At 65.2% G+C, this 21,002-nt stretch carries 23 protein-coding genes; 12 read left to right on the forward strand and 11 right to left on the reverse strand.

Translation table 11 applies throughout. The features are described 5' to 3' along the window. The first annotated feature begins 3 nt into the window (after positions 1-3). From QMA10_RS01125 to QMA10_RS01140, 4 genes are all read left to right on the forward strand, one after another. Positions 4-852, forward strand: a complete 849-nt coding sequence (locus tag QMA10_RS01125) for an SGNH/GDSL hydrolase family protein (protein WP_290165340.1) — start codon at positions 4-6, stop codon at positions 850-852. 9 nt (positions 853-861) lie between these two features. Beyond that, complete coding sequence (locus QMA10_RS01130) at positions 862-1,410, forward strand: DinB family protein (RefSeq protein ID WP_290165342.1); 549 nt, start codon at positions 862-864, stop codon at positions 1,408-1,410. A gap of 131 nt (positions 1,411-1,541) precedes the next feature. Then, positions 1,542-2,129, forward strand: coding sequence for a DUF308 domain-containing protein (locus QMA10_RS01135; RefSeq protein WP_290165344.1), 588 nt, complete (start codon positions 1,542-1,544; stop codon positions 2,127-2,129). A 151-nt stretch (positions 2,130-2,280) separates the two neighbouring features. After that, the gene (locus tag QMA10_RS01140) at positions 2,281-3,561 is read left to right on the forward strand and encodes an ammonium transporter (RefSeq protein WP_290165346.1); all 1,281 of its coding nucleotides are present in this window, start codon (positions 2,281-2,283) and stop codon (positions 3,559-3,561) included. 38 nt (positions 3,562-3,599) lie between these two features. On the opposite strand, the gene QMA10_RS01145 is transcribed toward QMA10_RS01140, so the two are convergent. Continuing rightward, positions 3,600-5,405: a thiamine pyrophosphate-requiring protein gene (locus QMA10_RS01145; protein WP_290165348.1), complete on the reverse strand. Its 1,806-nt coding sequence runs from the start codon at positions 5,403-5,405 to the stop codon at positions 3,600-3,602. A gap of 108 nt (positions 5,406-5,513) precedes the next feature. Further along, a complete protein-coding gene (locus QMA10_RS01150) occupies positions 5,514-6,869 on the reverse strand; it encodes a GntP family permease (RefSeq protein WP_290165350.1) in 1,356 nt (451 codons plus the stop codon). 173 nt (positions 6,870-7,042) lie between these two features. On the opposite strand from QMA10_RS01150, the gene QMA10_RS01155 reads away from it, so the two are divergent. The 4 genes from QMA10_RS01155 to QMA10_RS01170 all read left to right on the forward strand — a co-directional run bounded on the left by QMA10_RS01155 (position 7,043) and on the right by QMA10_RS01170 (position 10,688). Beyond that, positions 7,043-7,579, forward strand: coding sequence for a dihydrofolate reductase family protein (locus QMA10_RS01155; RefSeq protein WP_290165352.1), 537 nt, complete (start codon positions 7,043-7,045; stop codon positions 7,577-7,579). A gap of 144 nt (positions 7,580-7,723) precedes the next feature. After that, on the forward strand, positions 7,724-8,539 hold the full coding sequence (locus QMA10_RS01160) for an alpha/beta hydrolase (RefSeq protein WP_290165354.1): 816 nt from the start codon (positions 7,724-7,726) through the stop codon (positions 8,537-8,539). An 8-nt stretch (positions 8,540-8,547) separates the two neighbouring features. Continuing rightward, positions 8,548-10,161, forward strand: coding sequence for a PAS domain-containing sensor histidine kinase (locus QMA10_RS01165; RefSeq protein ID WP_290165356.1), 1,614 nt, complete (start codon positions 8,548-8,550; stop codon positions 10,159-10,161). Positions 10,162-10,217: 56 nt separating this feature from the next. Beyond that, the gene (locus QMA10_RS01170) at positions 10,218-10,688 is read left to right on the forward strand and encodes a GtrA family protein (protein ID WP_290165358.1); all 471 of its coding nucleotides are present in this window, start codon (positions 10,218-10,220) and stop codon (positions 10,686-10,688) included. A gap of 24 nt (positions 10,689-10,712) precedes the next feature. Here the strand turns inward: QMA10_RS01170 and QMA10_RS01175 are convergent, their stop codons facing one another. The 4 genes from QMA10_RS01175 to QMA10_RS01190 all read right to left on the reverse strand — a co-directional run bounded on the left by QMA10_RS01175 (position 10,713) and on the right by QMA10_RS01190 (position 14,264). Beyond that, the gene (locus QMA10_RS01175; RefSeq protein WP_290165359.1) at positions 10,713-12,095 is read right to left on the reverse strand and encodes an NAD-dependent succinate-semialdehyde dehydrogenase; all 1,383 of its coding nucleotides are present in this window, start codon (positions 12,093-12,095) and stop codon (positions 10,713-10,715) included. Positions 12,096-12,245: 150 nt separating this feature from the next. After that, positions 12,246-13,007 (reverse strand): trimeric intracellular cation channel family protein, encoded by a 762-nt coding sequence (locus QMA10_RS01180; RefSeq protein WP_290165361.1) that lies wholly within the window; start codon positions 13,005-13,007, stop codon positions 12,246-12,248. Between the two features lie 91 nt (positions 13,008-13,098). Beyond that, a complete protein-coding gene (locus QMA10_RS01185) occupies positions 13,099-13,539 on the reverse strand; it encodes an SRPBCC family protein (RefSeq protein WP_290165365.1) in 441 nt (146 codons plus the stop codon). A gap of 38 nt (positions 13,540-13,577) precedes the next feature. Then, positions 13,578-14,264, reverse strand: a complete 687-nt coding sequence (locus QMA10_RS01190; protein ID WP_290165367.1) for an NUDIX domain-containing protein — start codon at positions 14,262-14,264, stop codon at positions 13,578-13,580. Positions 14,265-14,408: 144 nt separating this feature from the next. On the opposite strand from QMA10_RS01190, the gene QMA10_RS01195 reads away from it, so the two are divergent. Then, a complete protein-coding gene (locus QMA10_RS01195; RefSeq protein ID WP_290165369.1) occupies positions 14,409-15,053 on the forward strand; it encodes a GyrI-like domain-containing protein in 645 nt (214 codons plus the stop codon). Between the two features lie 30 nt (positions 15,054-15,083). Here the strand turns inward: QMA10_RS01195 and QMA10_RS01200 are convergent, their stop codons facing one another. Beyond that, positions 15,084-15,566, reverse strand: coding sequence for a TetR family transcriptional regulator (locus QMA10_RS01200; protein WP_290165371.1), 483 nt, complete (start codon positions 15,564-15,566; stop codon positions 15,084-15,086). Between the two features lie 169 nt (positions 15,567-15,735). Between QMA10_RS01200 and QMA10_RS01205 the strand changes: the two genes are divergently transcribed. After that, complete coding sequence (locus tag QMA10_RS01205) at positions 15,736-16,380, forward strand: hypothetical protein (protein ID WP_290165373.1); 645 nt, start codon at positions 15,736-15,738, stop codon at positions 16,378-16,380. Here QMA10_RS01205 and QMA10_RS01210 read toward each other — a convergent pair. Beyond that, complete coding sequence (locus QMA10_RS01210; protein WP_290165375.1) at positions 16,342-16,890, reverse strand: dihydrofolate reductase family protein; 549 nt, start codon at positions 16,888-16,890, stop codon at positions 16,342-16,344. The two genes, QMA10_RS01205 and QMA10_RS01210, sit on opposite strands and share 39 nt — an antisense overlap. 143 nt (positions 16,891-17,033) lie before the next feature. On the opposite strand from QMA10_RS01210, the gene QMA10_RS01215 reads away from it, so the two are divergent. Next, positions 17,034-17,378: a hypothetical protein gene (locus tag QMA10_RS01215; RefSeq protein ID WP_290165377.1), complete on the forward strand. Its 345-nt coding sequence runs from the start codon at positions 17,034-17,036 to the stop codon at positions 17,376-17,378. Here QMA10_RS01215 and QMA10_RS01220 read toward each other — a convergent pair. The 3 genes from QMA10_RS01220 to QMA10_RS01230 are packed head-to-tail and all read right to left on the reverse strand — an operon-like array spanning position 17,375 to position 20,036. Next, the gene (locus tag QMA10_RS01220) at positions 17,375-18,004 is read right to left on the reverse strand and encodes a TetR/AcrR family transcriptional regulator (protein ID WP_290165379.1); all 630 of its coding nucleotides are present in this window, start codon (positions 18,002-18,004) and stop codon (positions 17,375-17,377) included. The two genes, QMA10_RS01215 and QMA10_RS01220, sit on opposite strands and share 4 nt — an antisense overlap. Before the next feature lie 41 nt (positions 18,005-18,045). Then, positions 18,046-19,317: an ABC transporter permease gene (locus QMA10_RS01225; protein WP_290165381.1), complete on the reverse strand. Its 1,272-nt coding sequence runs from the start codon at positions 19,315-19,317 to the stop codon at positions 18,046-18,048. Further along, positions 19,314-20,036, reverse strand: a complete 723-nt coding sequence (locus QMA10_RS01230; RefSeq protein ID WP_290165383.1) for an ABC transporter ATP-binding protein — start codon at positions 20,034-20,036, stop codon at positions 19,314-19,316. The genes QMA10_RS01225 and QMA10_RS01230 overlap by 4 nt, the downstream gene beginning before the upstream one ends. A gap of 136 nt (positions 20,037-20,172) precedes the next feature. On the opposite strand from QMA10_RS01230, the gene QMA10_RS01235 reads away from it, so the two are divergent. Next, entirely contained in the window at positions 20,173-20,970 is a 798-nt protein-coding gene (locus QMA10_RS01235) for a PHB depolymerase family esterase (RefSeq protein WP_290165385.1), read from the forward strand. Positions 20,971-21,002: the final 32 nt, after the last annotated feature.

Genomic DNA, 21,002 nt, shown 5'->3' on the forward strand with positions numbered 1-21,002 from the left:
CCCATGAACAGAGCAGCAGCAGACTGGACCGGAGCCAGGTACGTCGCCCTGGGCAGTTCATTCGCCTCAGCACCCGGGCTCGGCAGGCCGGTGCCGGGAAGCCCGCCCGAAGCCGGGCGCACCGACGTCAACTATCCCCACCTGCTGGCCCGGCAGCTGCAGCTTTCCCTCACTGATGTCACCAGTTCCGGAGCCACCACAGCGGACCTGCTGTGGCGCTCCCAATACGGGCAGGCACCGCAGGCGGACGCCCTTGCTGAGGACACGGACCTCGTGACCGTCACCATCGGCGGCAATGACATTGGCTTCGCGGCGTCCATGATGGCGGCAGGCCTGTCTCCGCTTGCCCGCATCAGGCACCTGCCCTCACTCGAAATGCTCAAGGCCCTTGCCCCGGCTGTCCTGAACCGGCGGCTGGCGCTGCTTCCTGCGGCCATGGCCTCCGTGGGACAGCTGATCCGCCGCCGGTCCCCCAACGCCGTCGTCCTGTTCGTGGAATACCTGACCGTGCTGCCGGTGGACCCGCACATCCGGGTGGCAGGCATGAAACCGGCGCAGGCCGCCGCCGGCCGCGAGCTGGCAGTGCACCTGGCCCTGGCAACCGAGGCCGGGGCCAATGCCACCGGATGCTCAGTGGTGCGCGTGGCCAAGGCCAGCGCGGACCACTATGCCGGCTCGGACGATCCGTGGACGGTGGGCGCCTTTGTCCCTGCCGAGGGCGGACCGCTGCCATACCACCCAAACCAGGCAGGGCATGAAGCTGTGGCCCGCATGATCCGGGACCATCTGGCCCGGTCCGCAGCTACGGGCTCCGGCCGGCCGGAGCGGATCGATGACGAACATATGGATTAGATTGGGCGGATGACTGCGCAGACGCCCCTGGATCCCCGGACCGAACCGCCCGAAGCCGCCGGCGAGCGCGAGACTCTGACCGGCTTTGTCGAGTACTTCCGGGGCACCGCGGTGATGAAGGCGGCCGGGCTCAGCGATGCCGACGCCGCCAAACGGCTGCTCCCCTCGCTCACTACGGTGTCCGGGCTCATCAAGCACCTGACCGATGTTGAGCGCTACTGGTTCCGCACCCGGATGGACGGGCAGCGTGACGTTCCCACAGGGTGGTCTGCCGATGATCCCGACGGTGAATTCCGGGTCAATGACACCGACAGCCTGGCGGACCTCGTCAAGGATTATGAGGCCGCCTGCCGGGAATCCCGGGAAGTCCTGGCCCGCTATGGCCTGGAGGACCGCTGCCGCGGCCGAAGCGGCGACGACGGTGCAGGTGACGGTGACGGTGCTGCCGGCGGTCCCACCGTGCGCTGGGTCCTGGTCCACATGATTGAAGAGACCGGCAGGCACTGCGGGCACTTGGATATCCTGCGCGAGCTCCTGGACGGGACCACCGGGGACTAGCAGCCCCACTGTCTGGCCGGTTGGACGGCTGCCCGGCCCGCCAACCCTAGAGATCCGGGCGGCCGGAGCGGGATAATTTCCGGGAGAACGGGGGCTGACCCGGTCCAACTCTGCGGGAGGTTCCAATGTCCATGTCAGGAAGCACTTTAGGGTTGGGCGGGTTCAACCTGGACGTCAGTGGACTGACCCGCAAGGTGGTCCGCAGCATCCGCAGCGGCATGATCATCACCGGGGTCCTGTCGGTGGTCCTGGGTGCACTGGTGCTCTTCTGGCCCGAGGCCACCCTGGACGTGGTTGCCGTCCTGTTTGGGCTCTATTTCCTTGTTTCCGGCGCCGTCCGTGTGGTGACCGGACTCGTCACTCCGCTGGGCGGCGGGCTGCGGGTCCTGAACATCCTCATCGGCCTCCTGCTCTTCATTGTCGGCGTGGCAGCGATCCGCAACCCGCTGGCATCCCTGACGGTCCTGGCCCTGTTCATTGGCATCGCCTGGATTGTGGAGGGCATCATGTCCCTCACCGAGGTGGAGAGCGGAGGATCCCGGTGGTATGCCATCACGTACGGGATCATCAGCATCATTGCAGGCGTGGTGGTGCTGTTCCTGCCGGTGAGTTCCCTCGCAGCCCTGGTGGTCTTCGGCGGCATTGCCCTGATCGTGCTGGGAATCGTTGAAGTGGTGCGGGCCCTGTCCTTCGGACGCGGCATGCCGCTTGCCTACTAGGGAACGTCCAGCAAGCATCCAGCAGCTGTTTACACAGCGATAACTTGCGCGGAAACGCGGTTGTAATACGGGGCACCCACTCTGGAGGGAGCACGGTTTCCACCCGCCGCTCCGGCCCGCCCGGCCGGCCACCCCCGAATGGAGAATCTCCATGGACTCTGGAAACACCGCCTGGCTGCTCGCCAGTGCCGCCCTGGTTTGCCTGATGATTCCCGGCATCGCGTTCTTCTACGGAGGAATGGTGGGATCACGCCGGATCCTGAACATGATGTTGATGTGCTTCGGCGGCGCAAGCCTCGTCGCAGTGCTCTGGGTGCTCTACGGCTACTCGGCAGCCTTCGGCAACTCGCTGACCGGCGCCGGCCTGCTCGGAAATCCGCTCGAGTTTTTCGGTTTGTCCGAGCTCCTCACCGAGGATCCGGACTCGTCGATTCCCGTGGCGCTTTTCGCTGCCTTCCAGTTGATGTTTGCCTGCGTGACCACGGCACTGGTGGCCGGCGCCGCGGCCGGCCGGATGAAGTTCGGGGCCTGGATGCTGTTCGCCGGACTGTGGGCCACCCTGGTTTACTTCCCCGTGGCCCACTGGGTCTTCGCGTTCAGCAGCGACGACGGATCGGTGACCGGCGGCTGGATCGCCAATCAGCTCGGCGCGATCGACTTTGCCGGCGGCACGGCCGTCCACATGAACGCCGGAGTCGCTGCCCTGGCGCTCGCCCTGGTCCTGGGCCGCAGCAAGGGCTGGCCGCACGCCGCGGGCAAGCCGCACAGCCGCCCGCTGGTACTGCTCGGCGCCGGCCTGCTGTGGGTGGGCTGGTACGGATTCAACGCCGGCTCGGCCCTGAGCGCAGGGCATTCCGCCGCCGTCGTCTTCCTGAACACTGCGGTGGCCGCCGCAGCCGGGCTCCTCGGCTGGATGCTCATGGACCGGCTGCGGCTGGGCACCTCATCCTCTCTCGGTGCCGCCTCCGGGCTGATTTCCGCCCTGGTGGCCATCACGCCCGCCTGCGGCGCCGTCAGCCCGCTGGGAGCCCTGGCGATCGGCCTGCTGGCCGGCCTCGTCTGCTCGCTGGCCATCGAATGGAAGTACCGGCTAGGCTATGACGATTCCCTCGACGTCGTTGGCGTGCACGCGGTTGGCGGGCTGCTGGGAACCCTGCTGATCGGCCTGTTCGCCACCGATGCAGCCCCCAACGGTGTCAGCGGCCTTTTCTACGGCGGCGGGCTCGAGCTGCTGGGCATCCAGGCCCTGGCTTCCGCCGCGGTGCTCGTCTACTCCTTCGCCGTCACCTGGGCGATCGCCAAGGTGCTGGCGATGACCATCGGACTGCGTATTCCGGAAGAATCCGAGCTTCAGGGCATTGATATCGCTGCCCATGCCGAATCCGCGTACCTGAACGAAGAGGAACCTGTGGAGCTGGGCGCCCGCCCGTAGCCCCGGGCGCCCAGCTGTAGTTTCGGCATCTGCCGGAATCAGCTCTCCAGTGCTTCTTCCTGGCGGAGGTAGGCGGACAACAGGTCCCTGGCGTGCTGCGTCTGCGGCCCTTCCTTTTCCATCGCCTGCATCATGGACACTGCCTGCGCTTTTCCTCCCGGGAACGGCGGAAGCAGCGGAATGTCAGGATCGGAGAGCACCTCAATAATGCACGGCCGGTCTGCTGCGAGCGCCTCATCCCAGGCAGCTCCCAGCAGTTGAGGATCCTCCACCCGGATGCCCTTGAAGCCCAGCAGCTCCGCGTAGCCGGCGTAGTTGAAGTCCGGAAGCGCCTGGCTGTCCGGGAAACGCGGTTCGGTTTCCATCTCCCGCTGTTCCCACGTCACTTCAGCCAATTCCCGGTTATTCAGGACACAGACAACAAAGCGCGGATCCTCCCACTTTCGCCAGAGCCTGCTGACCGTAATTAATTCGGTGATTCCGGCCATCTGCATGGCGCCGTCTCCGGACAGGGCGATGAGCGGACGGTCCGGCCGGGCAAGCTTGGCGGCCAGCCCGTAAGGCACGGCGCAACCCATGCTGGCGAGCGTGCTGGACAGATGCGCGGGAACGCCTGCCGGCAGCCGCAGCTGGCGGGCGTACCAGTAGACGCTGCTGCCCACATCCACGGCCACCTGGGCGTCCGCGGGCAGGCGGCTGCTCAGCTCATAAACGGCCCGCTCCGGATTGACCGGATCCGCCGGGGTGAAGGCCCGCTCGCGCGCCAGCTCATGCCAGGCACGCACCGCCTGTTCGACGTCGTTCCGCCAGTCGGACGGTCCGCGCTCCTCCAGCAGCGGCAGCAGCGCGTCCAGACTGGCGGCAGCTTCACCGGGAAGCGCCACTTCCACCGGGTACCGGTTGCCGATTGCCGCCGAGTCGATGTCGATCTGTACCGCCCTCGCTGCCCCGGGCGGCGGGTAAAACTCGGTCCACGGGTCATTGGAGCCAATGATCAGCAGCGTGTCGCAGTTGGCCAGCGCGTAACCGCTGGCGGAGGTACCCAGGTGGCCCATGACGCCGGCCGCCAGCGGCAGGGACTCGTCCACATACGGCTTGCCGAGCAGGCTGGTGGTGACGGCTGCGCCCAGCTTTTCGGCCACGGCAACCACCTGTTCCCGGGCCCCGCGGGCTCCCTGCCCCACGAGCAGGGCTACCTTTTGTCCGCTGTTCAGCAGGTTGGCGGCGGTCTGCACGTCTTCGTCCCGCGGGAGGATCCGGGCCGGCTGCCAGACCGCAGCGGTGGTGAGCACCCCGTGTTCCTGATCCAGTTCCGGAGCCGGTGCCTGCTGGACGTCATGAGGCAGGATCACCACGGAGGGAGTGCGGGTGGCGAGGGCCTCTTTGAAGGCCCGGTCAATGACGAGCGGTGCCTGCTCGGGACTGGACACCTGCTGGCGGAACCCGGAGGCAACGTCCCGGAACAGGTGCATGAGGTCCACTTCCTGCATGTAGCCGGAACCCAAAACGCTCAGGCTCTGCTGCCCGATGATGGCCACCACGGGCACCGAGTCCATCCGCGCGTCGTACAGGCCGTTAAGCAGATGGATGGCGCCCGGGCCCTGGGTGGAGACCACCACGCCCGCTTCCCCGGTGTACTTGGCGTGGCCCACCGCCATGAAGGCTGCGTTCTCCTCATGCCGGGCCTGGACAAACTCCGGTCCGCCGGCACGCCGGAGGGCGCCCATCAGCGGGTTGATGCCGTCTCCGCTGTATCCGAAGATCCGGCCCACTCCCCATGCCCCGAGCCGCTGGACCACCAGGTCCGCCACCAATTCCTGTTCATCCTGTGGTCCTGTGCCCATTGCATGCCTCCCTTGAAAGATCAGTGTGCTTGGTATCCCCCACTCTTCCATCCCGATGCCCCGAAATGCACGTCCGGCGGCATCCTCACCACGTGCCGGCGGCACCGGTTAGATGAGGAAGAGGCTGAGAACCCACACCGCGGCAAAGGCGGCACCGCCCTGGACTGCTGTCGCCGGGGTGAGTGTCCGGTAGGCGGTGGCGGTCGGGATACGGCTGAATTGGGACACCACCCAGAAGTATGAATCGTTGGCATGGGACACCACCATGGCGCCGGCACCAATGGCGAGGACCGCGAGAACCGGTCCCGCACCGGCGGCCAGGCCCAGAGGTTCCAGCAGCGGCAGCAGCATGGCTGATGTGGTCACCAGTGCCACGGTGGAGGATCCCTGAGCCGTCTTCAGCGCGGCGGAAATAACGAACGGTACGGCGATGCCCAGCCCCAGGGTCGACAGATTGTCGGAGAGGAAGGCGGTGATGGAACTCTTGCCGAGGACACCACCAAAGGCCGCTCCGGCGCTGGTGATCAGCAGGATTGGGGCCGCCAAAACTATGGAGTCTGAGATCTGAGTGTTAAAGGAGGCGAGCTTGCCCTTGCCTCGGAGCAGGAAAACGGCGGCCAGCAGGCCCAGTGCGAGCGCAATGACAGGGGTGCCGATGAACGTGACGGTCGAGGACAGGTTCCCTTCGCCCATCGGATTGCCGGGCAGCTTGGCAACCGAGGACAGGCAGATGAGCAGGATGGGCAGCAGGATCGGCAGAAAAGCCATGAACCCGCTGGGCAGTTTTCCGTACTGGGTCCGGAGATCCTCATAGCTGACATCCTCCTCTTCAGCGGGAACCGGCAGCAGCTCTATGTCCTTTTTCAGGAACCTGTTGGAGTACAACAGCCCGGCACCTGCGGAGATTGCAGCCACCGCGAGACCCAGTCCGATCAGCAGGCCCAGGCTGTCCACGACATTCAGGTTTGACGCCGCGGCCAGCGGGCCGGGAGTCGGCGGGACCATCGTGTGCGTGGCGTACAGCCCGGTCATCAGCGCAATGGACATCGCTACCAGGGAGACCTTGGCACGTTCCGCCATGGCTTTCCTGAGCGAGTTGAGAATGATGAAGCCTGAATCGCAGAACACTGGAATGGACACGATGTAGCCGATGATGCTCATGGTCAGGGTGGGGAAGCGCGTCCCCAGAACCTTGATCAGGGCGTCCGCCATGGCGATGGCACCGCCGGAACGTTCGAGGATGACACCGATCATTGTGCCGAAAAGGATCACCAGGCCGATGTTGCCCATGGTGTTGCCGAAGGCCGTCGTAATGGTGGGAATAATGTCCGCAACCGGGAGGCCGAACGCAAACGCTCCGACAAGGGCAGCCCCGAGCAATGCCAGGAACGGAGAAATCTTGAATTTTGCCGTAACGGCAACAATGCCAATCACCAGCGCCAGCAATATCAGCAAATCAATCATGGAATTCCTTTAAAAGGAAAAACTTCAATGTTTATCAACAGGGCAAACAATGGAAGCACGGTTTGAGTGTGATCCCCAACTCAGGTCCGGGCTGCAGACAGAATCGGCTCTCCGGAGCCGTTGACGCGGCCGGCACCTAAACGCCGCGCAAGCGCACCGCTATGCTCAAAAGCATGGGTAAGGTCATCTACTACGTCGCATCGTCACTGGATGGCTACATAGCCACCGAAGACAACAAGCTCGACTGGCTGCTGGACTTCGGCTTCGAGGCGTTCCAAACCCACTATGACCAGTTCTTGGCCGGGGTCGGGTCGCTGGTGATGGGTTCGGTAACCTACGACTTCATCCGTGCGGAGGACCCCGGCTCCTGGACGTACGGCACACTGCCCTGCCAGGTGCTGACGAGCAGGAAGCTGCAGGCGCCGCCAAACACCGGCGTGCGATTCGCTTCCGGCGACATCCGGGATATCTGTGCAGCGGCGGTGGCGGATGCCGGCCGCCGCAACGTCTGGGTAGTGGGCGGCGGCCACGTGGCGGCGCAGTTTGCCGACGCCGGCCTGCTGGACGAAGTGCGGGTCACCTATATGCCCGTGGCGCTCGGCAGCGGCCGCCCGCTGCTTCCCGTGGCAGCACCCACCGGCCGCATGCGGCTGACAGGGACGACGTCGTTCAACGGCGGGGCTGCGGAGCTGCGCTTTTCCGCGGAATAGGTGCCGGCCGCAACGAACACCTGTCCGTTTTCCGGTTCACTGTAGAGTGTGTTGCGTGCGCTCCCTCTGGTGGCCCGCCCCGTTTGCTGCGCACATTCTCCGCCAGTCTCGCTCTTAGTTCATTTCAAAGCCGAAGGTCATCTCATGGGGACAAACAGCCGTGTACGCAACAACGTTCGCATTCTGGGCAACACTGAAGGACCGGTTGTGATGTTTGCCCACGGCTTCGGCTGTGACCAGGGCATGTTCCAGCGCATCCTGGACCGTTTCACCCCGGATTACCGTGTGGTCCTGTTTGACCATGTGGGGGCGGGCAACTCGGACCCCGAAGCCTACGACCCGGCCAAATACTCCTCGTTGGACGGCTACACCGCCGACGTGCAGGACATCATGGCGGATCTGGACCTGCATGATGTGACCTTTGTGGGCCACAGCGTTGGGGGCATGATGGGCGTGGCCGCCGCAGCCGCCGATCCGGCACGGTTCAAGACCCTGGTGTTCCTCGCCTCTTCCCCCAGCTATATGGACTACCCGGAGGACGGGTATGACGGCGGAACCTCGCAGGAGGACATCCGCGAGCTGCTTGCCTCGCTGGACAGCAATTACATGGTCTGGGCTGCCGCCATGGCCCCGGTCATCATGGGCAATCCCGACTCACCGCAGCTGCACACCGAGCTGGAGGGAAGCTTCTGCCGGATCAATCCCACCGTGGCCCGTGAATTCGCCAAGGTGGCCTTCCTCTCGGACGTCCGGCACCTGCTGAAGGATGTCAGCGTCCCCACTCTCGTCATGCAGTGCACGGATGATCTGCTGGCCCCCGTACATGTTGGTGAATACACGCAGCAGCATCTGCCGAACGCAACGCTGGCCGTCCTGAAGGCCACCGGCCACCTCCCCCACGTCAGCGCTCCGGAGGAAACTGCGGACACGATCATCAGCTACCTCAACCGCGCCGCCTAGCCAGACCCGTGGACGACGTCCCTGCAACCAAGCCGCTGCTGGACTACGAAGCCCTCTTCCAGGATGCCCCGGCCGGCTACGTGGTCACGCTCGAAAACGGCACCATCGTGGATGCCAACCGCACCCTGCAGGCATGGCTGGGGAAAAGCCGCGGCGACCTGGTGGGAGCCAGCTTCCTGAAACTGCTGCCCGTCGGGGACCGCATCCTTTACGCCACCCACGCCTCTTTGCAGATGGGGGCGGCAGGCGCCCTGGCTGAACTGGCGGTGGACATGATCAGGGCTGACGGTTCCAGAATGCCGTCGCTGCTTTCCGCCCGGCGGGTGCGGGATGCCGGCGAGGACGGGGCGGCGCTGGACCGGATCATCATCTTCAACGCCTACGAGCGCCGTCTCTATGAGCAGGAGCTGGTGAATACACTGCGCAAAACTGAGGAAGCCGAGACGGCGCGGGCCAGCGCGGAAGCATCAGTGGCGGCCCAGCAGGAGGTGCTTCGGCAGAAGGACCTGGTCCTGCAGGAAAGCCTCGCCGAGAGCCAGCGGAAGGAATCCCTGCTGGAGACCATCCTTAACACGGTGGACGTGGGCGTGGTGGTGGTGGATGAGGCCGGAAACAACATCCTCACGAACAGCCGCCAGGAACACAACCGCAGGCATGCCGTCCGGCCCGGCACACAGGGCCGGGACGAGTGTGACCTGGTGATGTTTGGCCCCGACCGCGTCACTCCCCTGCCGGCGGACCTCCGTCCCATCCGCCGAGCCGTTCTCGGCGAGTCCTTTTCCGATCAGCTGGTGTGGTTCGGCGCAGATGAAAAGCAGCAGGGCCTCAGTGTTTCCGCCCGTTCCGTCCGCGGCGAAGGAGCTTTCCAGGGATCAGTCATTGCTTTCAGTGACGTCACCGGCCTCGTTGATGCGATGCGGGTCAAGGAAGACTTTGTAGCCAACGTTTCCCATGAACTGCGCACGCCGCTGACATCGATCATGGGGTACCTGGACCTGGCGCTGGAGGACGCCGACGATCTTCCGGGACACATCGCTGCTTCGCTCAAGGTGGCGCTGCGCAACTCGGAGAGACTGCTGGCCCTCGTGTCAGACCTTCTCACGGCCGCCACCGGCGGCAGCACCGTCTCGCCGGAACCGGCAGACCTGACCGAGCTGATCCGGAACGCGGTCAGCACCGCAACTCCCCGGGCCGAAATCAACGGGGTTCATTTCACCGCCGATCTGCCGCCCGCGCTGCCGGACGTCGTCGACCCCCGGCGCATCGGCCAGGTCCTGGATAATCTGCTGTCCAACGCCGTCAAGTATTCTCCCGACGGCGGCTGCGTCCTGATCCGTGCCCGGCGCACCCGGACCGAGACCCGCATTGAAGTGGCAGATTCCGGCATTGGCATGACCGAGGCGGAGCAGGCCGAGGTGTTCACGAAGTTTTTCCGGTCCGCCACCGCGCGCAAAGCTGCCATTCCCGGCGTCGGCCTTGGCCTGGTGATCAGCCGCCGGATTGTCGAAGAGCACGGGGGCACCATCACTCTGCGCAGTGAGGCCGGGCGGGGCACTGTCTTCACCGTCACGCTGCCGCACGGCACTCCCAGTCCCGATTTTGTGCGCGAAGGGCGGCTGTGAAAATATCCAAGAGTATCCGGCACCCTACCGGGCAGATTCAGCAGGGGAACAAGTCAATGGCCCAGCACGGCATCTCACCCGTCCGCAAGGTGCTGCGGCGCCTGGGATCCTTCTCCCTCGTCGGCGCAGTGGCCTTTGTTGTGGACGTTTCATTGTTCAACGTCCTGGCTTCAACCGTACTCAATGACAGCCCCATTACCGCCAAGGTCATTTCCGTTACCGTTGCCACGGCTGTTTCCTGGCTGGGCAGCCGGTACCTAACCTTCCGCAGCACCCGGGGACGGAGCGTCCGCAGCGAAACTCTGCTCTTTGCCCTGACCAACCTGGTGGGACTGCTCATCGCGACCGGCTGCCTGTTCGTGTCGCACTACCTGCTGGGTTTCACCAGCCAGTTTGCGGACAACATTTCCGGCAACGTCATCGGCGTCCTGGCCGGCAACATTTTCCGCTACTTCGCGTACCGCTATGTCGTTTTCACCACGGAAGAGGAACGGGCAGCCCGGACTGCGCTGAAGGAAAACGCATAGGGGCTGCCCGTCCGTGCGGCGACGTTACTTCCGCGGCTGCGGCGTGCGGATCAGCTTCTTGTTGACGAACTCATCCATGCCGTAGCGGCCCAGTTCGCGGCCCACGCCGGAGCGCTTCACGCCGCCGAAGGGCAGGTCCTCCTGGGTTCCGGCGACGCCGTTGATCCAGACCATGCCGGATTCCAGCCGGTCGGCAACCTCAAGCGCCTTGTCCTCGTCAGCGCTGAAGACGGCGCCGCCCAGGCCGTACGGCGAGCTGTTGGCCAGCTCTACGGCTTCATCGGCGCTGGATACCTTGTAGATCACAGCGGCCGGGCCAAAGAGCTCCTCCGAGAAGGCACGCATCTCTTCCGTGACACCCGTCAGCACCGTGGGCTGCACGTAGGCGCCGGGCCCGTCCACCAGGGCACCGCCGGTGTGGAGAGTGGCACCCTTGTCCACGGCATCCTGAATCTGCTCCACCAGGGAATCCGCAGCAGTCTGGGAGGACAGCGGCCCGAAGCGGGTGCCCTCGTCCAGGGGATCGCCGGGCTGGATCTTCTGCATCTTGGCGGTGAACTTCTCCACGAAGCCGTCGTAGAGATCCTCCATGACAATGAAGCGCTTGGCGGCGTTGCAGGCCTGTCCGGCGTTGCCCATGCGGCCGGCCACAGCGGACTTGACCGTGGCATCCAGGTCCTCGGAGTCCAGGACAATGAACGGATCGCTGCCGCCCAGTTCCAGCACGTACTTCTTCAGGTTGCGGCCGGCAACCTCGGCAACGGCGGAACCGGCACGCTCCGAACCCGTCAGGGAGACACCCTGGATCCGGCGGTCTGCAATGATGTCCGCCGCCTGGTCATTGGTGGCGAAAAGGTTGATGTATGCGTCCTTGGGCAGTCCGGCATCACGGAAAATCTGCTCCATGGCCAGGGCTGACTGCGGGCAGTTGTTGGCGTGCTTAAGCAGCACGGTGTTGCCCAGCATCAGGTTGGGACCGGCGAACCGGGCCACCTGGTAATACGGGTAGTTCCACGGCATGATGCCCAGGATTGCGCCGATCGGTTCGGTGCGCACGGTGGCTGAGCCGCCGCCCTTGACGCTCAGTTCCTCATCGGCCATGAAGCCGGGGCCCTCGGTTGCGTAGTAGTCATAGATGTCTGCGGAGAGGGCAACTTCGCCCTTGGCTTCCCGCAGCGGCTTGCCCATTTCGGTGGCGATCAGGGCGGCCAGCTCGCTGCTGCGTTCACGGTACAGTTCGGCCACCCGCGCGATGATCTTGCTCCGGGCCTCAACCGGCTGGCTGCGCCACGAGGCAAAGGCGCCGTGGGCTGCGTTGATTGCTTCGTTGATTTCGGCGTCGGTGGCTTCGGCGAATTCTTTCAGTGTCTCCCCGGTTGCGGGGTTCACGGTTTTGTAAGCAGTCATGGGCCTCACGTTACCGGCGGCCATGGCGGGAGCCACAGCGGTTCGCTCTTGGCTCAAACGTCACTCCTGCCACAATCGACACGTGGCATGCCACCTGTCGCAGCCGCCACAGTCCGGCGCGGCTAACGGTACGTCGGCCCATCACTTTGGTCAGGTTCCACCGGATTCCGGACGGTTACGGCGGGAGAATCGGGGCTTGGGAAGGCGCCGGAACCGGGGCCGCGGCCACCCCTGCTCCTTCTGGCGGGTGCCAGGTTTGCTGCGCGGCAGGCGCGGAAACCGGAGACTCAGCTCACCCGGTCCGGGCAGCCGCCAGCCCCGGCGGCGGGCCACCGTGCAGATGACCGCGGCGGAGACGATGGCGACGGCCATGCCCAGATTGCGCAGGCCCAGAGCATAAAGAACCGCCATTTCGATGGCGGCAATGAGGGCACCGGTGGCGTAGAGGGTGTTGCCTCCGAATATCGCCGGCACGCGTCCGACGGCGATGTCGCGGATCATGCCGCCGCCCACTGCTGTGGCGACGCCGATCAGGATCGCAGGCAGCCACTCCAGGCCAAAGCCCAGGGCCTTGGACGTGCCGGTGGCCGCCCAGCAGCCAAGGGCGAAGGAATCAATGACGATTAGGAACCTGTTGGCCCATTTCCCCTTGAGCTCAATCAGGTAAGCGATGAACGCACCGGCAATGGCGGCCAGGAGGTAGGCGGGATCAGTCAGCGCCACCGGGGTGCCGGCCTGCAGGAGGGTGTCGCGCAGGACGCCTCCGCCCAGGGCTGAGGTGAGCGCCAGGACAACGAAACCCACCGGGTCCATGCGCAGCTGGCGGGCAACGGCTCCGCCGAGCACCCCGTTTGCCAGTACTCCGGCCAGGTCCACGACCCTGAACACGGCCTCCGGATCCAGAATCTCCACGCCGCTCCCGCTGTTGGTTGATGCCGTGTTTCCCGGCGCCCAGTCTAGCCCGTCAGGCCTGCGGGATCCGGCAGCATCACCGCTTACTCAGTCACCGGAGCGCAAAATGGTCCGCCAGCTTTTCCAGCGTCTGTTCCAGGCTGGCAGGATGCCGGCGGGTGACTCCCATGACGCGGTACATGACCCGGTGACGGACGCCGCGGGCATCCCACTGCTCTGTGACGAGGGTACCGCCGTCTGCGGGCTCCAGGAGGTAGCGCCAGACGTGGCCGCCCATATGCCGCCAGGCAATCCGGCGCCCCTCCTCAAACTCCGTGACCGTGTTGCGGATCTGGTAGGGAACACCCATTTTCATGTCCATGCCGAAGGTGGCTCCGGGCGCCAGCCGGGCAGGACCGTTGGGCTGCGCGTCGCGGACGGTTCCGGACCCGTCGATAACACTGTGCATGGCCGGGCGGGCCAGCAGATCGAACACGGATTCCGGCGAGGCAGTAACAAAGCGCTCGCGGCTGATCAGATAGGGGCTGTTCATCGGGCCAGTCTAGTGCCAGCTACAGGATCTAGTGCCAGCTACGGGGTCCGCTCGTAGAGCCAGCCGTCACCGTCCATGACAAGCCGGTGCCGAGCCTCCGGTTCGCCGGGCGCCTGGGGGTACTCGGCATCCCCGTGCCACACCATCACCGGAGGCTCCTGTCCGGCTAGCTGGCGGGTCGTGTAGGTCAGCGGCTCCGCAGCTTCGGCGGCCGCGAGCGCGGCAGCAACGGTTTGGGCCCCGGCCAGTCCGTGCAGGGTGACCCAGGTGGGCGGGTACAGCTCCATGGTCCCCGCCTGCTGCCGGCGGAAGGCCTCGGCTGGGCTTAGCCACACCGCATCCACGTGCTCATCGGGGCTGAGGAGGATCTCCCCCTCGGGCGCCCGGGCCAGGAAGAACCACGTCCGGTAGCGGCGCGGGGCTTCGGGCGGCGGCTCCCAGCAGGAAAGCCGCACCAGGTCCGGCTCCTGCAGGTGCAGCCCGGTTTCCTCTCCGGTTTCCCGCACACCGGCCCGCAGCGCCGCAGCGAGTTCGCCGTCGTCGTTCGCCGCCGGCTCCGCCGAACCCGCGGGCAGTCCGTAGTCCTCAGGGTCCACCCGTCCTCCGGGAAACACCCAGGCGCCGGCAAAGGATCCCCGGTGCCGGGGACGCTCCAGCAGCAGCACCTGCAATCCGTCGGGCGCATCGCGCAGCAGCACCACTGTGGCGGCCGTGCCGTGAAGCATGGTGGAATCCGTTCGTGAGGGGACAGGACATACGGGACAACCCGGCTGGGAGTCCTCCTGAAGGATGCTAGCCGTTATCGGCGGCAGTAGCCGCAGCCGGACGCGGGCTCTATCCTAAAAGCCCCTGGGAAAGCGGTGCCCGCCGTGGAAAAGCCGGTACGTGAAAAGTTCGACTTCAAGAAGAACTACCCGGAACTCTACGCTCCGCGGTCCGGCGACTTTGTGCTGGTTGACGTTCCCGCCCTGCAGTATCTCGCTTATGAAGGCCACGGCGATCCGAACACGTCGCAGGAGTATCAGGGCGCCCTGGAATGCCTCTATCCCATGGCGTATACCGTGAAGTTTGCATCCAAAAAGAGCCTTGGCCGTGATTTCACCGTCGGTCCGCTCGAAGGGCTGTGGCGCGCCGCTGACATGGACGCCTTTATCCGCGGCGACAAGGATTCCTGGGACTGGACCATGCTGGTGGCCCAGCCCCCGTGGATTACGCCCGACCTGGTTTCGGATTCTCTCGCTGCGGTTGCCCGGAAGAAAGACCCGCCGGGGCTGGACCGGGTGCGCCTGGTAACGCTTAAGGAAGGCACCTCGGCGCAGATCCTGTACATCGGAGCCTACGACGCCGAGGGCCCGGTCCTTGAGCGCCTGCATCACCAGTGGATGCCGGCGCACGCGCTCACCTTCAACGGCGACCATCATGAGATCTACCTCAGCGATCCGCGCCGGACCGCGGTGCACAAGCTCCGGACGGTGCTGCGGCAGCCGGTCCGCCCGCTCGGCCCGTCTGCTTAGCCGGCCCGCCTGTATAAGCGGTCCGTCTGCTTAAGCGGCTTTGCCGGATCCCTGCGGTTTGACGACCGGTGAACACAGCATTGCTTCCAGCCGGTCATCGCTCACCCGCGTCAGGGCGGTGAGCAGTTTCACGATGCGGGCACGCTGCCGGGGGTCGAAGCGGGTGGCGTCGAGGATGTCGCTGACCCACAGCCCGTCCATGGCCAGCCGGACAATGACGCCGATGACTCCGGTGGGCTGTCCGGGATCCAGGTTGTCCCGGTCCAGCCTGCGGTTGAGGTAGACCAGGGACTCGGCAAGGTTGGGGCGCCCGACGGCGGTGGCCAGCAGCGCCCCCTGGTCAGTGTCACTGTTGGACTCGGCATCGGAGAATGCCTTGATGTAGGCACGGTCCGAGGCTCCCACCCGTTCCCTATCCGAGTCAGCGAGCTCGCCCAGCTTGTGGACCAGCTCAATAATCATTGCTTCAACGTCCTGTTCGATTTCCTCGACAGGGGCGCCTGGCCTGAACATTATTCCTCCAGCTCAACGGTCAACCGCCGTTCGGTTGACCGACCAGCTTAGCCCGGTTCCGTTATATTCTCAGCTCTTGACTTTCTTGTCCTGGACACTTTCCGCCGCTGCTCCGTCACCGGGCGGGCTCCGGTTTGAAGTCGGGCAGACAACAGGCTTGTCTTAGTCCATGACATGGATCACCGTACGCCGTGCCGTCCAGCTGCTGGTCGGCCTGTTTTGCTATGGCTTTGCCATCGGCATGATGATCCAGGCCCATCTGGGCGTTTCCCCCTGGGATGTGCTGGGACAGGGCGCAGCCCGCTCATCAGGCATCCCGTTCGGCGTGGTGACCGTCCTGATCGGGGCACTGGTGCTGCTGCTGTGGATTCCGCTGCGGCAGAAGCCGGGAATCGGCACCGTCCTGAACGTCCTGATGATTGGCCCCAGCGCGGAAGTCTGCATTGCCCTGGTATCCGTCCCGGAGCAGCTGTGGGCAAAGGTCCTGCTGTTCACCGGCGGTTTGGTGCTGCTGGCTGCCGCCACCGGCATCTACCTCGGTGCGCGGTTGGGACCGGGACCGCGGGACGGTCTGATGACCGGAATGCACCGCCGGTTCGGCTGGCCCGTGTGGGCGGCACGCACCGGCATCGAGGTGGGTGTGCTCAGCGCAGGGTGGGCGCTCGGAGGCACCGTGGGGCTGGGAACCGTGGCCTTTGCCCTGCTGGTGGGACCGATGGTCAGCCGGACAATGCCGTTCTTTGATATCCGGGCGCTCGGTCCGCTCCCGGACGTGTCACGTCCGCGGTCCGTAGGTCAGGATGGCATTGCCTGACGCGGTTATCTGAGACTCCAGCAGTTTCAACCGGGTCCGCGGGTCCCCGGGCTGGAACAACCGCTCCCCCGAGCCTGCCACCACCGGATGCACCATGAGCGTCAGTGAATCCAGCAATCCCGCAAAGAGCAGCTGGCGCACCAGGGAAATGCTTCCGTTCACGGCGATGTCCCCGCCGTCGCGCTCCTTGAGCCTGCGGACAAAGGGTTCCAGCTCTTCGTCCATCAGGTGCGAGTTGTTCCAGCTCAGGTCCTCGCCGGTGAGCGTGCGGGAGGCCACGTACTTTCGAACCGGGTTGATGAAGTCCCCGAAGCCGTCCCCCGTGTTGCCCGGCCAGTAGCCGGCCCATTCCTGATAGGTGTTCCGGCCCAGCAGCACCGTGTCCTGGCCCGCCAGGACAGATTCCATCAGGGGCCCCATATCCTCGTCAAAATGGTCGAATTGCCACTCTCCCGGGTTCTCCACCACGCCGTCGATGGAGCTAAAGAGTGCCGCCGTCACCTTGCGCATCGGATCCTCCTGCAGCTGCCGGTTTGTTGTACGGGTCCGCCGAATCGGGCTTACCCCGTGAAGGTACCGCAAGACTCTTCCGGGCGGGAAGGAGCGGACCTAAGATGGCCGTGCCGGTTCACCCTTCCGCAGGAGGAAACATCATGGTTGACGGCCCGTCTTCAAGCCCCGGAACGCAGGGACAACCTGCCGGCTACGGCAATGTTCCGGTGATTTTCGCTGCGGTGCTGGCCGCCGTGGCCGGCGTGGCGGTGGCTGTCTTTTCCACCGGCGGAACGGAACGGGAATTCCGGTGGGAGCTGGGACTCGCCGCTGCCTGCGCAACATTCATCGTGTCCCTGCTGATTTTTCTGCTGCTGATCCTTACGTCCCGCCCCAACCCCGAAGAGCTGGGCAGGGGCACCGGCGTCAGGAGGAGCTTCGGTTCCCTTCCGGACGCGGCCGACGGCGATGACGGGTACCGCCCGGACGGCACCAACCCGCGCTAGGAGCTAAAGATCCGGCCCAGAAGTACCCCCGCGCGCCGCATGATTCCGGCGTCCGGCCACACGTCGTCGTGCTCCAGATGGTTCTGCTGCAGCACCACCCGGACCACCCCCAGCGCCAGTCCCACCACCATGCCGGCCTCCGCGCCCAGATCCGGTTCGGACCGGCGGAGACCCGCAGCGGTGTAACGTTCCACCACTAGGTCCGTCAGCTGTTTCTCATGGTCCGCCATCCATTCGTTCTGCTTCGAAAAGAGTTCGGGCGAGGCCATGATGGCCTTCATTCTGCGGCCGGCCAGCTCCGGATCGGGCTGGCCGGCCACCAGGGCGGAAACCACGGCCGCAGCAAGGCTCAGGACCACCGGGGTGCCGTGGTCCGGCAGGAACTTCCGGGCAACGGCATCCCGCATTTCGGCCGGCGGCAGGCCCAGGAACACACCCTCCTTCGAACCGAAATAGTTGAAGAACGTCCGCTGGGACACCATGCATGCTGCGCAGATCATGTCCACCGTGACGTTGTCATAACCCCGTTCCAGGACCATCGCCACGGCCGTTCGTTCGATCTCGGACCGGGCAGCCGCGCGCTTGCGGGCACGCAGTCCGCCGGATGCTTGAGCAGCGGAATCCATCACTGTGCCTTCCTCCCCCATCCGGCCTTCCATGTCCGCCGCTACTCGTACCGCAGGGCGTCGATGGGGTTCTGCCGGGCTGCCCGCCGGGCCGGCAGCGTGCCGGCCAGGAAAGCAATCAACATGACAACGCCAATAATGGTGGCCACGGCGGCCGGCGTAAACAGCATGATATTCAGCCCGGGCAGGGCCGACAGTACGGTGTTGGACAGGACGGAGCTGATGGCCGTGCCGAGCCCCATCGCGACACCAGCCCCAAGAGCGGAACCGAGGAAGCCAATGAAGATCGCTTCGAAGCTGAACAGGGCGAAGATCTTGCCGCCGCCCATGCCCATGGCCTTCATCAGGCCGATCTCCCGGGTGCGTTCCTGCACGCTCATCAGCAGGGTGTTGACGATGCCGAAGCCGGCGGCAATCAGGGCAATGACGGCGAAGGCGTTCAGGACACCGATGATGCCGTTGATGACGGTCTGGATGGCGCCAATCTGGTCCGCCACGGTCAGACCGGTAAAGCCCTGGTCGGCGAGGTCTGACTTGATGCCGTCCAGCTCCTCCGCGCTGATGTCGGTGGACAGGTAGGCCACGGAGGTAATGTAGCCGCTGGGAACACCGGCCGGCATGCCGGTCTTCTGCAGGGCATCCATTTCGGTGCGCAGATCTTCGTTGAAACCGACGCCGTCGCCGAACAACGAGTCATTCTGCACGCCGGCCACCACGGCATCCACGGTGTGCCGGGTTCCGGCGTAATCCGTCACGGCGATGGAGACGGTCTTTTCCAGTGCTGCCTCGGCGTCGGTGAAGCCCATCGGTTCCAGGTACGAGGACGGAAGCAGCAGCTCAGGCGATCCGCTGCCGTCTTCGAGCTGCCGCCCGGCGGCCAGGTCCGCGTCTGCCAGCCCGATCATCGGGTTGACGCTCAGCTCAAACCGGGTCCCGCCGTCGTATTGGATGTAATCCGGTGCCAGCATGGCGGCCGGTTCCACCTTGTCGATGCCGTCAGTGGCGCGGATGGCCTCGATGTCCGCGTCGGAGAGCAGCGTGAAGTTGCCCTGGGTGGCGGCGCCGTCGGGATCGTATTCCCGGGGTCCGTCGTCGGACGCTCCGGCTTCCGCAGCGGGTGAAACAGTGAGCAGGTCATCGCCGCCAATGGCCCCAATCTGCTTGTCGATATAGTCCGAGACGCCAGCGCCGATTGCGCTGGTGAGGGTCAGCGTGAACGCGCCGATGAAGATGGCGACGACGGTCAGCGCGGTGCGGACCTTGCTGCGGAAGGTGTTGGAGATGGCAGAACGGAGAATGTCGCCGAAGGTCATGCGGAGGCCCCTGTGGTGATGGTGGTTGAAGTGAGTTCATCGGCGGACACTTCCCGGCCGTCCCTGATGTAGAACTGGCGGCTGCAGCGTGCGGCAAGGTCGGTGTCGTGGGTGACCGTGATCAGGGTGATGCCCTGCTCCCGGTTCAGGTCAAAGAGGATGTCTTCCACGACGGCGCCGGTGGCCGTGTCCAGGTTGCCGGTGGGCTCGTCGGCAAAGATGACCGAGGGGTTGTTCACCAGGGCCCGGGCGATGACCACGCGCTGCTTTTGTCCGCCGGACAAATCCGTGGCCTTGTTCCTGGCCTTGTCCGCCATTTCCAGGCGCTCCAGGGCTTCCATGCCGCGCTTTCTGCGTTCGGCAGGCTTCACCCCGGCAATCATCAGCGGCAGCACGACGTTGTCCAGCACGGAGGAGTTGGGGGTGAGGAAGAACTGCTGGAACACGAACCCGAAGTCCCGGTTGCGCAGTTCGTTCAGCTCGTTCCTGCCCAGCGAGCGGGCGTCCTGTCCTTTAACCGAGATGGTGCCTGCATCGGGGGTGTCCAGCAGGGCGAGCAAATGCATGAGCGTGGACTTGCCCGAGCCGGACTTGCCGACAATGGCCAGGGATTCGCCGGCCCCAACAGCAAGGCTGACCCCTTTGAGGGCGTCAAAGCGGTTCTCCCCCTGCCCGTACGACTTGGTCAGGTCCTGTGCGCTGAGTACGTGTGGTGTCATGCCGTCCAGCCTATGTGCAGTTCCTGCAAGTTTGCCGGGACTGCAAGTTTGTTCTCAGGTACAGCAGTTTCCGTTCTTTACACCGCACGGATGCAGCGGTTAACTCGAACCCAAGCCACAAGGAGAGGGAACCCGGATGTCTGCGCTCTCATTAGTCCCGGCACTGATCCTGCTGGCTGCCGGCGCCTTCATTCCGGGATGCCGCCCCGTGCGTCCCACTGACGGCGGACCCCTGGCAACCCGCCTGCCTGCCCGCCCGGGAACAGCTCCGGAACTCTCGGTCCCCGGCCGGTCCGTCGGCACTGGGAACGCCGGACAACCGGACCTGCACACGGTAGGCGGCGGCGACGCACTGCTCCGGCTTCCGGCGGTTCCTTCCGGTTCGCCGGGGCCGACGGAGGATCCCCTGCCGCTGCTGGTCATCCTGCACGGTGCCGGGTCGGATGCGGCCAGGGGGATGTCGCAGCTGGCGGTGCTGGCCGATGAACTCGGCGTCGTGCTGCTGGCACCGATTTCCCGGTCCAGCACCTGGGATGCGGTGCGGGGAAGGTACGGCGACGACGTGCGCCGGATCAACAGTGCATTGGAGGACACGTTCGCCAGGGTGCGCATCGATCCCCGGCGGATCGGTGTTGCCGGTTTTTCCGACGGCGCCTCCTATGCTCTGGGCCTCGGGCTGGCCAACGGAGATTTATTTTCCCGTGTCCTGGCCTTTTCTCCGGGTTTCATCCCCGGCGGGCCGAGCCGCGGGGGTCCGCGGTTCTTCGTCTCCCACGGCATCGGCGACGACATCCTGCCCATCCATGTGACCGCCCGCAAAATTGTGCCGGCGCTGGAGAGCGACGGGTACCCGGTCACCTACCGGGAGTTCGACGGCGGCCACGCCGTTCCGCCGCAGATCGCCCGGGAGGCGCTGGACTGGCTGGGCTGGTAGCAGCGGAACCGGCGAAGGTCAGGCAGCACCCC

It is taken from the genome of Arthrobacter sp. APC 3897 (assembly GCF_030407495.1).
Classification (GTDB): domain Bacteria; phylum Actinomycetota; class Actinomycetes; order Actinomycetales; family Micrococcaceae; genus Arthrobacter_B.